Consider the following 12,004-nt stretch of genomic DNA (forward strand, 5'->3'; position numbering starts at 1 on the left):
CGTCCTCACTTGGAGGCGAATTCAAAGGAGACCCTCATGGGCTACAAGGTCGTCGTCGTGGGTGCCACGGGCAACGTGGGCCGCGAAATGCTGAACATCCTGGCCGAACGCCAGTTTCCCGTTGACGAGATCGCGGCGCTCGCCAGCCGCCGCTCGCTCGGCACCGAGGTCAGCTTTGGCGACAAGACCCTGACCACCAAGGATCTCGAACAGTTCGATTTCACCGGTTGGGACATGGCGCTTTTCGCCATCGGCTCGGACGCAACGAAGCAATATGCGCCGATCGCGGCCAAGGCCGGCTGCGTGGTGATCGACAACTCCTCGCTCTACCGCTACGACGCCGACGTGCCGCTGATCGTGCCGGAGGTGAACCCGGAAGCGGTGCATGGGTATGCCAAGAAGAACATCATCGCCAACCCCAACTGCTCGACCGCGCAGATGGTGGTGGCGCTCAAGCCGCTGCATGATCGTGCGAAGGTCAAGCGCGTGGTGGTGAGCACCTACCAATCGGTGTCCGGCTCGGGCAAGGAGGCGATGGACGAATTGTGGAACCAGACCAAGGGCATGTATGTGCCCGGGCAGGAAGTGGCACCGACGGTCTATCCCAAGCAGATCGCCTTCAACGTGATCCCGCATATCGACGTCTTTCTTGACGACGGCCAGACCAAGGAAGAATGGAAGATGGTCGCCGAAACCAAGAAGATCGTCGACAAGTCGATCAAGCTCACCGCCACCTGCGTGCGGGTGCCGGTGTTTGTCGGTCATGCCGAGGCGATCAACATCGAGTTCGAGGATTTTCTCGATGAGGACGAGGCGCGTGACATCCTGCGCCAAGCGCCGGGCGTGCTTGTCGTCGACAAGCGCGAGGCGGGCGGTTACGTCACCCCGGTTGAATGCGTGGGCGACTATGCCACCTTCGTCAGCCGCATCCGGCAGGATTCGACCATCGACAACGGCTTGAATCTCTGGTGCGTCTCCGACAACCTGCGCAAGGGCGCGGCGCTGAACGCGGTGCAGATCGCCGAGCTCCTGGGCCGGGAAGTGCTGAAAAAGGGCTGACGCGGTAGACGATGCAAGATCAGAGCGCCGCTCCCCCGGGGGCGGCGCTTCTGCGTTCCGTCCACCTCGAACAGGGCGTTTTCCCACGCGGGTGTTGCGCTGGTGTCGAACCACGCGTTGGCCGGCTTGCCGATCAGAACCGCTCCGCCCGGAGCACATTGCAATCGGTGACGCAAACCACGCCGATATGGCGTTCCACCACCGAAAAGGCCGCTTCGAGCAGCGGGTCGAGGCGGTCGGGCCTGATGATGCAGACGACCTGCACCATGCCCCCGGCGCGGCTCACCTGGCCTTCGCGACTCCATTCGCCCGACCGGCCCGAGCCCCCGCGCACCGGCAGGATCGTGTAGCCGGAAACGCCCGCAGCTTTCAGTGCGTCGGTGAGCCGCTTCTGCATCACCGCCTCGATGGTAATCTCCACCCGCTTGGCCTCATGCATGTCCATCGCCTTCATCCTCCGGTAGCCGCGCTTGCCACGGCGAGATAGAGCGGAATGCCCAGCGTGAGATTGAACGGGAAGGTCACGCCGAGCGACAGGGTAAGGTAGATCGAGGGATTGGCCTCGGGCAGGGCCACGCGCATCGCTGCTGGCACGGCAATATAGGACGCAGACGCGGAAAGCACCATCAGGAGCGCGAGGCCCCCGGTGCTGAGTCCGAGCAGCAGCCCGGCCGCCAGCCCGAAGGCTGCGCCCACGGGCGGCATCACGACGCCGAACAGCAGCGCCCCGGGCCCCAGAACACCCCGGCTTTCCCGCAGGCCGCGGCCCGCGATCAGCCCCATGTCGAGCAGGAACAATGCCAGCACGCCCTTGAACGGATCGACGATGAAACCCGAGATCTCGGCCATGCCATCGGGTCCGGTGACCCAGCCGATCAGGAAAGACCCCAGCAGCAGCACGATGGAGCCGTTGAGCATGATCTCGCGCCAGAGCCCCGGTTCGGCCGCCGTTGTTGCCGCGTCGCGACCGCCCCGGCTGGCGAGCCAGAGCGCCGACAGGATCGCGGGGGCCTCCATCGCTGCCGCCACCGCCACCATGTAGCCCTCGTGCGCGATCCCGCGCTCGGCAAGCACGGCAGAGGCGGCGACGAAGGTGACGATGGAGATCGAGCCGTAGTGTCCGGCCACGGCGGCGGCATCGGTGCGCCCCATCCCGGTGATCCCCCGAAGCAGGACGAACGCCACCAGCGGCAGGGCTGCCGACAGCACCACGCCCGCGATCAGCGCCATCCCGAGGGCCGCACTCGCCCCGTTTTCGGCAACGCCGACCCCACCCTTGAAGCCGATCGCGAACAGCAGGTAGAGCGACATGCCCTTGGCCACCGCTTCCGGCACCGACAGATCGGATCGCGCCAGCGAAGCGGCGAGGCCAAGCACGAAAAACAGGATGAGCGGGGAAAGCAGGTTGCTTGCCGCGATGGAAAGGATCGTGTCCATGTACCCGGTACCTCGCTGTTTTGCGCGCTTCCTTACCGATCCACAGAGCAAAAGGAAACCGGCTACGTCGGGCAGGCTGGCAATGCCAGAGGGCCGGGTTCCGCCGATGCGGCGATGTTGCGCTTTCCGCCGTGGTTGACGCGCGCTAGCGTGAGCCTGCACACAAGGCAGAAAGGTTTGCCCCATGCGTCTTCTTGCAACCTCCCTCATCGCCCTGGCCGCCGCGGTGCCTGCGCTGGCCGAGGATGTCGTCACCCAGGCTCCGGTCGCTGCCGCCACCGTATTTCCGGCCGGTGCGGAACTGACCCTGCGCGCCAGTGTTGATCTGCCCGCGGGCGACCACCGGGTGTTCCTGCCCTATTCCGGCCTCGACAGCCTCGCCGCCTTGCCACGTATCCGCACGTCGCAGGGCGTGGAGATCGGTGCGATCGGGTTCCGCCGCGACGTTGCCCTCGACCGCGAGACGTTGTTCACCGATGCGCAGGCGGAGGCTTGGGAAGCGGTTGAACGCGTCCGCGAAAACGTGGCGATGAAGAAGGACGAAACCGATACCGCGCGCGCGGAATTGCGCGGGCTCGAGGCGCGGCTTGATTTCATGTCCCGGATCGAGCCCGGTGAGGAGATGGCGGCGGAAGATCTCTTTGCCATGGCCGACCGTCTCCGCCAAGAAACCGGCTTGAGCGAAGCCGCCCTGGTCGAGGTTGCCGCCCGGATCAGGCCGCTGGAGGACGCGCTGAAAGACCTCCGGGCCGAGCTTGCCGCCGCAGAGGCCGCCTTCGCCCGGCTATCCCCGCCGGAGGCCGTGGCCGACATGCTGACGGTTGAAGTCAGTGTCGCCGAGGCCGGCCCGGTGACGCTGGAGCTGACGGAACTCACCTCCCGGGCCTGGTGGGAGATGGACTACGACCTTGATCTGAACCGCGCGGCAGGCGAGATCGCGGTCGCCCGCAAAGTGATCGTGACGCAGGAGACCGGGCGGGTCTGGGATGACGTGGACCTCACGCTCTCGACGGCGCGACCCGGCGAGGAGGTATCGCCCACGCCGGTCGAGCCCGACCGCGCCCGGATTGTCGAACCGATGGATCTGGGGCGCTTGTCGGAACGCAGCTCGGAGCCGATGCTTGAAGGCGCGATGCCCGCGCCGATGATGGTGGAGGAAGCCGACATGAAATCGGCGCGCCTCGAAGTTGACGGTCTGGCCCTGTCTTACGTCTATCCCGATCCGGTCACGATCGCCTCTGCCGAAGCCGCCGAGCTTGCGCTCGACCGGCTCACGCTCGATGCCGAAGCGATGGTGCATGCTGCCCCGCGCTGGGACGACACCGCCTTCACGGTCGCGCGTTTCGTCAACACCACCGGCGAGCCCTTGCTGCCCGGGAATGCCAATATCCTGCGCGACGGCCATCTCGTCGGCCGTGAGAGGCTTGCCATGATCCCGGCCGGGGCCGAGGCCGAACTGGGCTTCGGACCGATCGAAGGCATTCGGCTCACGACCGTTTTCGAGCGCAACCAGGAAGGCGATGCCGGCTTCATCTCGAAGTCGAACACGCGCGACCAGCTTGTCACCTTCACGGTGGAAAACCTGACCGACGAGGCGCAGGATGTCCGCGCCTTCTTCCCGCTCACGTTTTCCGAACAGGACGACCTGCGCGTGCGGGTGACGGCCGATCCCGCCCCGTCCGAGACCGACATCGAGAAGAAACGGGGTGTTTCGGCGTGGGACCTGACGGTTGCCCCGGGCGAGACCGCGGAAGTTGAAATCACGATCGCGATTGATTGGCCTGAAGGCATGGAGCTGATCTGGAACCCGTGACCGGGCAAGAATCGCTGCCGATTCTCGCTGGCCCGTGGATTTTTCACGGGCCAGTATTTTAACCGTTTGGAAAATCTAGGTTAAATTCTGCGGATTTTGACACGATTTCGCCGTAATTCGGCGCATTTCACGCCGGATTCGGCCGCAAGTATCCATCCAACGGCAACGCTGATTGCCAGCGCGGCAAAGCCGCCCGGCCCGACGAGGCCTTGCCGGAAACCGGCGGTTCAACTTGCCCAGCATTGCATCGAGACCAGAGCGCGGAGCTTTCGTCCAACTTCCGGGGAGACCACCATGCCCAGCAACGTCATCGCCTTCACCGCCCAAATCTCGGTCGGGACCCCTCGCGCCGAAACCCAGGGTGCAGCCGCCCGCAACAACGTCATCGAACTCGCCGCATGGATCGGTCGGGCGTTCCCCCGTCGCACACCCAACGGCGTGTTCTTCACCACCCAGGTTCTCGCGACCCAAGGGGATATCGCCTGAATTCTCGGAAAACCAGTTAACCAACTTTGAAGGAAATCATCATGCCTCGTTCGCTTGCAGACCGCGCCCGCGCCCGCCGTCGGACCGCCCTCTCGGCCCTGAGGGCCCGCATCGCCGCCGACGACAGTGTTATCTCGATCTTTGAAGGCAGTTTTCCGCTGCGCCAGGCCGTGCCGGAATTCCGCTCGGTTCGCGGCAATCCCGGCCTCGGTGAGCCGCGCAGACTGCCGGTTCTGGTGCTGCGTGACAGGGTTGCGGCATGACGGTGCGATGTCTCTGGCGTGGTCGTCTCCGTGCCCTGCCGGGGCCGCATCCTCGCCGCATATGAGATGGTTCAAGGTGCATCCTGGGGCCATGCGGTGTCGAAAGAGTGAAATTCCACTTTTTCGCCCCAATTCGGCACGAATGAGGCCCGAATCGGAACGCACCTTTGACGTCATCGGAACGGAAATCTGACCAACAGGAGAAACCCCATGGCTGCCACCATGACACTCCGTAAACCGGCAAAGGTCCTGCCATTCGGCAAACCCTGCCAAAGCGTGACCGCGACAGATCGCGATGAACGTCTGCCACGGCTCACGAGCGCCGAGATCGAAAGCTTCTTCGATCAGGCCAAAACTGCAAGGCTCCTCCGTCAAGTGGCCTGATGCCAGACTGACGGGCGAGACGTCAATATAAGAAACCGAAACAAACTCGGCACGATGCCGAAACAATTCTGGGGAAACCGCCATGCACACCAACGTTATCGCCTTCGCCCGCGCCCGCAAAACTGCCAACCGCGCCACCGCAACCATCCAGAGCGTTCGTGACAACGTCATCACGATGGCGGAATGGAAAACCCGGGTTCGCGCCCGGCGCACCGCCTCCGGCGTGTTTTTCACCACCGGCGTGCTCGTCACCTGCGGCAACGTCGCCTGAACCCGATACCGCACCGCCAAAGCCACCGCCAAAGCCGCGGCGCAAGAAACCAGGAGAATCCGAAATGGCCACCGTCACCATGCTCGAAAAGGCTCGTCAGGGCCGCCGCAATGCCGTCGCTTCGCTGGCGACCCGCGAACAACGCAGCCGGAACGTCCCGTCGATCTTCGACTGCGCTTTTGATGAAGCACCCACGAATGCACCGACACAAGGCACCAACGTGATCGCCTTCCGCTCGGCCCGCCAAACGCCGATGCTGCGCCCTGCAGCCCAACGCGCGGCCTGAGCAATCGAGGCGGGCGGGGCGCGCGAGGCGCGCCTCACCGCCCTCGCGTCACGGTCAACCCGGCACCCAGAAAAACTGTACGAGGTGGAAGAACAGGGGTGCCGAGAACACGAACGAATCCAGCCTGTCGATGAATCCGCCCTGACCGGGGATCAGATGCCCCCAGTCGGCCACGCCCCGGTCGCGCTTGATCGCGGCCATCACCATGCCCCCGCCATAGCCGAGAAAGGCCACCACCATCGCCATGATCGCGGCTTGCCAAGGCGCAAACGGGGTTGTCCACGCCAGCGCGGTGCCAAGCACAGTCGCGGTGCCGAGCGCGCCGAGAAAGCCCTCCCAGGTGCGCGAATGCGGCACGCCGGGGGCGATCCGGGTTCGTCCCATCAGCCGCGGCGTGATGAAATGCGCCATGTCCGCTCCCTGCACCACGATCACCAGCCAGGCAATCAGCAGGATCTGCTTGCCGCCGAAGCCTGGGATGTCGAGCCAGAGCAACGCCGGTGCGTGCGAGGCGGCAAAGAGGCACAGCATCAGCCCCCACTGAGTTTCGGCGATTCGCGTGAGAAAGCCGGATGTGTCACCCCGCACGGCGGCGAGCACGGGGAGGAACAGGAAGGCATAGACCGGGATGAAGATCGTCATCAGCCCGATCGCGCCGGTGGCGACGAGCGCGTATTGCAACGGCAGCGCCACGAAGAAGGAAAACATCAGCACCCAGTGATCGGCCCGGCGCTTGGCGGTCAGGGTGAGAAACTCGCGCAGCGCCGCGAAGGAGATGAAGGCGAACAGGACCACCACGCCGATCCGCCCGAACAGCGCTGCGAGCGAGAGCAGCACCACCATCGCCCACCAGGCGTTGATCCGGGCAAACACCGTTTCGACAATTATGTTTTCCGGCCCCGCCGCCCGCCACCAGCGCCTGAGCGCCGAAGCCACGAGGGTGGCACCGAGCAGCGCAAGCACCAAGCCGGTGAAAAGCTGGGCAAATTCGGCGGGCGCGGTCATGCTTCGCCCGCCTTGTGCAGCGCCGCGAGCGCGCGGTGGGCGCGGTCGAGAAAAATCTCGCGGTCCTCGCCGGGGGCGATGTGGATCGGCGCGCCGAAGGTGACGGTGCAGATCAGCGGCACCGGCACGATCTCGCCCTTGGGCAGCACCGAATTGAGGTTGTCGATCCAGGTCGGCACGAGATCGACCTGTGGCCGGGCGCGGGCGAGATGGTAGAGCCCGGTCTTGAACGCCAGCAGCGGGTCTTCGGTCAGGTTGCGCTTGCCCTCGGGAAAGATGATCAGGCTCGCGCCGCCGTCGAGCGCCGCGATCATCCGCGCCACCGGGTCTTCCTCCGGGTCGCGGTTGTCGGCATCGCGGTTGATCAGAACCGCGTTCAGCACGTCACGCCCGAAGAAGGCGCGCAGGTGGTTCTTGAGCCAGTAGTCCGAGGCCGCGACGGGCCGGGTCTTGTTGCGCAGGAAGGTGGGCAGAACCGACCAGATCAGCGGGAAATCGGCATTCGAGGTATGATTTGCATAATAGACTCGCTGTCGCGGAATCGGCTCGCTCCCGGCCCAGATCGCCCGGGGCGCGGTCACCATGCGGACGAACAGCACGAGCCCGTGGCCCGTGATCCGGGCAATCGTTTTCCTGAACATGAATGTCCTCTCGCCGGCTCGCCAAGACTATAGGCTCAGGAGTCCCTTGGGGAAACTGCATATCCGCGAAACTTGCAGAGGGTTCTCAGCCCCGCGGGGCCGCCGCGCGGCGCAGCCGGTCGTTGATCGCGCGGCCAAGTCCGGTGTCTGGGATTGGCGAGACGGCGATCGGCATGGCACCACCGGAGTCCAGCGCATGGAGGTGGTGAAACAGGTTCGCCGCCGCCTCGACCATGTCACCCGACGGCGAGAGGTTGAGCGCCGCCGCCTCGACCGGACCGAAGCCAAGCAGGCGTTCGCCGGGCCGGGCGGCGGCTGCGTTCAACCGCAGCGGGGCGACAGGCGCGTAATGCGAGCCAAGTTGGCCCGGCGCGTTGATCGTGCTGTCGGGAGCACGGTGCAGGAGCGGGCCGCCAAGACAGGCCTCGATCGCCTCCACCGGCAGGCCGCCGGGACGCAGCAGCACCGGGGTGGGATCGAAGCCGATGATGGTGCTTTCCACCCCCACCGCGCAGGGGCCGCCATCGAGCACCGCCTCGATCCGGCCCGCAAGACCGGCCAGAACGTGCTCGGCCGTGGTCGGGCTGATCCGCCCCGAGGGGTTGGCAGAGGGCGCGGCAACCGGGCGACCGGCCCTGGCCAGAAGCGCGCGCGCCAGTGCATGGTCGGGCACCCGCACCGCCACCGTGGGCAATCCTGCCGACACCAGAGGTGAAAGCCCGCCGCCTTCGCGCAGCGGCAGAACCAGCGTGATCGGGCCGGGCCAGAAAGCATCGGCCAGCCGCGCCGCGTCGCCTTCCAGACGGGCATAGCCTGCCACCGCGCCCGCGTCGGGCAGATGCACGATCAGCGGGTTGAAGCTGGGCCGCCCCTTGGCCTCGAACACCCGCGCCACGGCGCGATCATCGGTGGCGTCGGCACCCAGACCATAGACCGTTTCGGTCGGAAAGCTGACGAGGCCACCGCCGCGCAGAAGCGCGGAAGCCCGGGCGATCCCGCCCGCGTCGGGTTTCAGAACTTCGGTTTCGACCATGACGCGGCGTTTTCCTTGCCTCGGTATCGCGGCGGTTTATCCTTTGCCCCTGCCTGCCTACAAGTCGCATGTCGGCTTGCCAAGCCGTGAGAAGGAGAAGGCCCGATGCCCTATGCCGCCCCCGCCCGCGAGTTTCGCTTCCTGCTCGACGAGGTTCTCGGCTTCGACGCCGTCGCCGCAACTGAGCGCTTCGGCGAGGCAACGCCCGAAACCGTGAACGCGATCATCGCGGAAGCGGCGAAGCTCAACGACGACGTGATCGCACCGTTGCAGCGGGCCGGCGATACCCGGGGCGCGCGGCTGGAGAACGGTGTGGTTCGCACCAGTCCGGGCTTTGCCGAAGGCTACCGCGCGATTGCCGAGGGCGGCTGGATCGGCATGGCGGGCGATCCCGAGCATGGCGGCATGGGCCTGCCCTTCACCCTCAACGCCGTGTTCAACGACATGATCTCCGGCGCGGCGCTGGCGCTGGGCCTCAACCCGCTGCTCACGCAAGGCCAGATCGAGGCGCTGGAAACCCACGCCTCCGACGAGATGAAGGCGCTCTACCTGCCCAGGCTCAATTCCGGGGAATGGACCGGCACGATGAACCTGACCGAGCCGCAGGCGGGCTCGGACGTGGGCGCGCTTTCCACGAAGGCGGTTCCGAACGGCGATGGCACCTATGCGATCACCGGCCAGAAGATCTACATCTCCTGGGGCGATCACGATTTTGGCGGCAACATCTGCCATCTCGTGCTTGCGCGCCTGCCCGATGCCGCGCCGGGCACGCGGGGGATCAGCCTGTTCATGGTGCCGAAGCTGATCCCCGACGCGGCCGGTGAACCGGGGGAGCGCAACGCCCTGCGCGTGGTCAGCCTCGAACACAAGACCGGCCTGCATGGCTCGCCGACCTGCGTGATGGCCTACGAGGGCGCAACCGGCTGGCTTGTCGGGCAGGAGCATGGCGGCATGGCAGCGATGTTCACGATGATGAACAATGCCCGGCTGCAAGTGGGCGTTCAGGGCATCGGCGTGGCGGAAGGTGCCTATCAACACGCGCTGGCCTATGCGCTGGAGCGCAAGCAGGGCCGTTCGCCCTTGCCCGACGGCACCGGGTCGATCATCGACTTTGCAGACGTGCGGCGGATGCTGATCGAGGCGAAGGCCGAGATCTTCGCCGCCCGCGCCATTGCGCTCGCCTGCGCCATGGCGATCGACATGGAAAAGGCAACCGGCGCGGCGGAATGGACGGCCCGCGCGGCGCTGCTGACCCCGATCGCCAAGAGCTACGGCACCGATACCGCCCAGAAGGTGACCTACCTCGGCGTGCAGGTGCATGGCGGCATGGGCTACATCGAGGAGACGGGTGCGGCGCAATACGCGCGCGATGCCCGGGTGCTCACGATCTACGAGGGCACCAACGGCATCCAGGCGATCGACCTTGTCGGCCGCAAGATGATGGATGGTGGCGAGGCCGCGATGCGGCTCTGCGACGAGATCGAGGCCGAGGCCGAAGCGGCGCGAGGCGCAATGCCCGATCTTGCCGAGGCGGTCTGGGGTGCTGCCGAGAGCCTGCGCGAATGTGTCGAGTGGCTGGCCGCGCAAGACATGCAGGAGCGCTTCGCCGGTGCCGTGCCGTTCCAGTCGGCCTTCGCCCGGGTGCTTGGTGCCTTCTACCACCTGCGCGCGGCGCGGGCAGCGGGTGGAGCGGGGCCGCGCCGCGCGCTTGCCGCGTTCTACATCGAACGGCTGTTGCCGGAACATGCCGCCCTGATCGCGCAGACGCGGGCCGGGGCGGCGGGGCTCTATGCCCTCGAGCCGGAGGATCTTGCCTCTTGACCGCCACGATCCACTTTCCCTGGGAAACGCCCCCCGGCGAGGGCGAGGCCATCGAAGTGGGCACGGGCGCGCTCTGGATGCGTCTGCCACTGCCGATGAAGCTCGATCATGTGAACGTCTTTGCCTTCGAGGATGACGACGGCTGGACGATTATCGACACCGGCTTCGATTCCCGCCGTACCCGCAAGATCTGGGAGACCCTGCTCGCCGGCCCCTTGGGCGGCAAGCCGGTCGCGCGTGTGGTCGTCACCCACCACCACCCCGATCACGTCGGCCTCGCCGGCTGGTTCCAGCGCGATCATGGCGCGCAGCTCATCACCACCCGCACCGCGTGGCTCTTCGCCCGGATGCTGTTGCTTGACGAGCAGATGGTGCCGGTGGACGAAACCCTGGCCTATTGGCGTTCGGCGGGGATGGACGAAGATGTTTTCGAGGCGCGCAAGGCTGAGCGGCCGTTCAACTACGTCGATATCGTCGCCGATATGCCGCTGGGGTTTTCCCGGGTCAAGGAGGGCGACGTGATCCGCTTCGGCGGGCGCGACTGGGACGTGCGGATCGGCAACGGCCATGCGCCGGAGCACGCCACCTTCTGGAGCCGCGATTGCGACCTGGTGCTGGGCGGCGACCAGTTGCTCGCCACGATCAGCCCCAACCTCGGGGTCTATGCCACCGAGCCGGAAGCCGACCCGGTCGGCGACTGGCTCGAAAGCTGCGAGCGGCTGGCCCCGTTCGCGCGCGACAGCCACCTCGTGCTGCCCGGCCACAAGCTGCCCTATCGCGGGCTGCCAACCCGGATGCGCCAGCTTGTCGACAACCACCACACCGCGCTGGCCCGGCTGCTCGATCACCTTGCCGAACCGCAGACTGCGGTGGAGTGTTTTCCGGTGCTCTATCGGCGCCGGATCAGCGAAGGTGAATACGGGCTTGCCATGGTCGAAGCGGTGGGGCACCTCAACCACCTGTTGCGCACCGGCGAGATCACCCGCACCCGGCGCGACGACGGGGCATGGCTCTGGAAACGAAAGGAAACGTCCCATGGCTGAGATGAGAAAGAAGCGGCCGACCGCCCGTGTCTCCCGTTGCGATGACGCCACCCCGCCGACCGCCGAGCAGAAACCATTGCCGCAATCCCTCGCCGAAACGGAACTCGATGAAAAAAGCCCGGCGGAATGGGCCTATGAACGGCTGATCCTCTATATCCAGAACTTCGAGGAGCAGCTCGACAACGCTCACGAGGTTGCCATGGGATTCACCGGCGGCGACGCAGGTGTGCTGCGGATCGAGGGGATCGGGTTTTTTGACCCTGATATCGTCACCTTCTACGGCACCGATACCACCGGCGCGAAAACCCAGCTTATCCAGCACGTCAGCCAACTCAACGTGATGTTGCGGGCGCTTGCGCGTGAAGTCAAATCCGACGAGCCTCCGAGGCGGATCGGTTTTCGCCTCGCCGCCGATCTCGAAGTCAATGAAGCCGATCGTGGGAAAGAGACCTCGACCTAGGC

The 12,004-nt window shown here is 65.8% G+C and carries 15 protein-coding genes; 10 read left to right on the forward strand and 5 right to left on the reverse strand.

The features are described 5' to 3' along the window. Window positions 1–36: 36 nt before the first annotated feature. Window positions 37–1,059 carry an aspartate-semialdehyde dehydrogenase gene (locus B9Y97_RS09580; protein WP_085526522.1) on the forward strand — a complete coding sequence of 341 codons (1,023 nt, stop codon included), beginning with the start codon at window positions 37–39 and terminating at the stop codon, window positions 1,057–1,059. Window positions 1,060–1,192: 133 nt separating this feature from the next. Here the strand turns inward: B9Y97_RS09580 and B9Y97_RS09585 are convergent, their stop codons facing one another. Next, a complete protein-coding gene (locus B9Y97_RS09585; RefSeq protein ID WP_085528197.1) occupies window positions 1,193–1,504 on the reverse strand; it encodes a P-II family nitrogen regulator in 312 nt (103 codons plus the stop codon). Window positions 1,505–1,509: 5 nt separating this feature from the next. After that, window positions 1,510–2,496, reverse strand: a complete 987-nt coding sequence (locus B9Y97_RS09590) for a sodium-dependent bicarbonate transport family permease (protein WP_085526523.1) — start codon at window positions 2,494–2,496, stop codon at window positions 1,510–1,512. A 184-nt stretch (window positions 2,497–2,680) separates the two neighbouring features. On the opposite strand from B9Y97_RS09590, the gene B9Y97_RS09595 reads away from it, so the two are divergent. The 6 genes from B9Y97_RS09595 to B9Y97_RS09615 all read left to right on the forward strand — a co-directional run bounded on the left by B9Y97_RS09595 (window position 2,681) and on the right by B9Y97_RS09615 (window position 5,999). Beyond that, window positions 2,681–4,309: a mucoidy inhibitor MuiA family protein gene (locus B9Y97_RS09595; protein ID WP_085526524.1), complete on the forward strand. Its 1,629-nt coding sequence runs from the start codon at window positions 2,681–2,683 to the stop codon at window positions 4,307–4,309. A 294-nt stretch (window positions 4,310–4,603) separates the two neighbouring features. Continuing rightward, window positions 4,604–4,795: a hypothetical protein gene (locus B9Y97_RS09600; RefSeq protein ID WP_085526525.1), complete on the forward strand. Its 192-nt coding sequence runs from the start codon at window positions 4,604–4,606 to the stop codon at window positions 4,793–4,795. A 41-nt stretch (window positions 4,796–4,836) separates the two neighbouring features. After that, window positions 4,837–5,058: a hypothetical protein gene (locus tag B9Y97_RS09605; protein ID WP_139828270.1), complete on the forward strand. Its 222-nt coding sequence runs from the start codon at window positions 4,837–4,839 to the stop codon at window positions 5,056–5,058. A gap of 210 nt (window positions 5,059–5,268) precedes the next feature. Further along, entirely contained in the window at window positions 5,269–5,442 is a 174-nt protein-coding gene (locus B9Y97_RS18125; RefSeq protein WP_176224336.1) for a hypothetical protein, read from the forward strand. An 82-nt stretch (window positions 5,443–5,524) separates the two neighbouring features. After that, the gene (locus tag B9Y97_RS09610) at window positions 5,525–5,713 is read left to right on the forward strand and encodes a hypothetical protein (protein WP_085526527.1); all 189 of its coding nucleotides are present in this window, start codon (window positions 5,525–5,527) and stop codon (window positions 5,711–5,713) included. 64 nt (window positions 5,714–5,777) lie between these two features. Further along, on the forward strand, window positions 5,778–5,999 hold the full coding sequence (locus tag B9Y97_RS09615) for a hypothetical protein (protein ID WP_085526528.1): 222 nt from the start codon (window positions 5,778–5,780) through the stop codon (window positions 5,997–5,999). Between the two features lie 54 nt (window positions 6,000–6,053). Here B9Y97_RS09615 and B9Y97_RS09620 read toward each other — a convergent pair whose 3' ends face one another. The 3 genes from B9Y97_RS09620 to B9Y97_RS09630 form a co-directional block, all read right to left on the reverse strand. Then, a complete protein-coding gene (locus B9Y97_RS09620) occupies window positions 6,054–7,004 on the reverse strand; it encodes a phosphatidate cytidylyltransferase (RefSeq protein WP_085526529.1) in 951 nt (316 codons plus the stop codon). Then, window positions 7,001–7,645, reverse strand: coding sequence for a lysophospholipid acyltransferase family protein (locus B9Y97_RS09625; protein ID WP_085526530.1), 645 nt, complete (start codon window positions 7,643–7,645; stop codon window positions 7,001–7,003). The genes B9Y97_RS09620 and B9Y97_RS09625 overlap by 4 nt, the downstream gene beginning before the upstream one ends. An 85-nt stretch (window positions 7,646–7,730) precedes the next feature. Then, a complete protein-coding gene (locus B9Y97_RS09630) occupies window positions 7,731–8,678 on the reverse strand; it encodes an L-threonylcarbamoyladenylate synthase (RefSeq protein WP_085526531.1) in 948 nt (315 codons plus the stop codon). A gap of 105 nt (window positions 8,679–8,783) precedes the next feature. On the opposite strand from B9Y97_RS09630, the gene B9Y97_RS09635 reads away from it, so the two are divergent. The 3 genes from B9Y97_RS09635 (at window position 8,784) to B9Y97_RS09645 (ending at window position 12,002) form a co-directional block, all read left to right on the forward strand. Then, the gene (locus tag B9Y97_RS09635) at window positions 8,784–10,499 is read left to right on the forward strand and encodes an acyl-CoA dehydrogenase (protein WP_085526532.1); all 1,716 of its coding nucleotides are present in this window, start codon (window positions 8,784–8,786) and stop codon (window positions 10,497–10,499) included. Between the two features lie 77 nt (window positions 10,500–10,576). Further along, window positions 10,577–11,542, forward strand: coding sequence for an MBL fold metallo-hydrolase (locus B9Y97_RS09640; protein ID WP_085528198.1), 966 nt, complete (start codon window positions 10,577–10,579; stop codon window positions 11,540–11,542). A gap of 1 nt (window position 11,543) precedes the next feature. Further along, window positions 11,544–12,002, forward strand: coding sequence for a DUF6173 family protein (locus B9Y97_RS09645; RefSeq protein ID WP_254900972.1), 459 nt, complete (start codon window positions 11,544–11,546; stop codon window positions 12,000–12,002). Window positions 12,003–12,004 lie beyond the last annotated feature (2 nt).

The sequence above is a fragment of the Maritimibacter sp. HL-12 genome, assembly GCF_900177545.1.
Lineage (GTDB): Bacteria > Pseudomonadota > Alphaproteobacteria > Rhodobacterales > Rhodobacteraceae > Sinisalibacter.

Excerpts from the sequence above, each read along its gene's own strand:
- B9Y97_RS09580 (WP_085526522.1), top strand. The coding sequence starts at position 37 with ATGGGCTACAAGGTCGTCGTCGTGGGTGCCACGGGCAACGTGGGCCGC.
- B9Y97_RS09585 (WP_085528197.1), bottom strand. The coding sequence starts at position 1,504 with ATGGACATGCATGAGGCCAAGCGGGTGGAGATTACCATCGAGGCGGTG.
- B9Y97_RS09590 (WP_085526523.1), bottom strand. The coding sequence starts at position 2,496 with ATGGACACGATCCTTTCCATCGCGGCAAGCAACCTGCTTTCCCCGCTC.
- B9Y97_RS09595 (WP_085526524.1), top strand. The coding sequence starts at position 2,681 with ATGCGTCTTCTTGCAACCTCCCTCATCGCCCTGGCCGCCGCGGTGCCT.
- B9Y97_RS09600 (WP_085526525.1), top strand. The coding sequence starts at position 4,604 with ATGCCCAGCAACGTCATCGCCTTCACCGCCCAAATCTCGGTCGGGACC.
- B9Y97_RS09605 (WP_139828270.1), top strand. The coding sequence starts at position 4,837 with ATGCCTCGTTCGCTTGCAGACCGCGCCCGCGCCCGCCGTCGGACCGCC.
- B9Y97_RS18125 (WP_176224336.1), top strand. The coding sequence starts at position 5,269 with ATGGCTGCCACCATGACACTCCGTAAACCGGCAAAGGTCCTGCCATTC.
- B9Y97_RS09610 (WP_085526527.1), top strand. The coding sequence starts at position 5,525 with ATGCACACCAACGTTATCGCCTTCGCCCGCGCCCGCAAAACTGCCAAC.
- B9Y97_RS09615 (WP_085526528.1), top strand. The coding sequence starts at position 5,778 with ATGGCCACCGTCACCATGCTCGAAAAGGCTCGTCAGGGCCGCCGCAAT.
- B9Y97_RS09620 (WP_085526529.1), bottom strand. The coding sequence starts at position 7,004 with ATGACCGCGCCCGCCGAATTTGCCCAGCTTTTCACCGGCTTGGTGCTT.
- B9Y97_RS09625 (WP_085526530.1), bottom strand. The coding sequence starts at position 7,645 with ATGTTCAGGAAAACGATTGCCCGGATCACGGGCCACGGGCTCGTGCTG.
- B9Y97_RS09630 (WP_085526531.1), bottom strand. The coding sequence starts at position 8,678 with ATGGTCGAAACCGAAGTTCTGAAACCCGACGCGGGCGGGATCGCCCGG.
- B9Y97_RS09635 (WP_085526532.1), top strand. The coding sequence starts at position 8,784 with ATGCCCTATGCCGCCCCCGCCCGCGAGTTTCGCTTCCTGCTCGACGAG.
- B9Y97_RS09640 (WP_085528198.1), top strand. The coding sequence starts at position 10,577 with ATGCGTCTGCCACTGCCGATGAAGCTCGATCATGTGAACGTCTTTGCC.
- B9Y97_RS09645 (WP_254900972.1), top strand. The coding sequence starts at position 11,544 with ATGAGAAAGAAGCGGCCGACCGCCCGTGTCTCCCGTTGCGATGACGCC.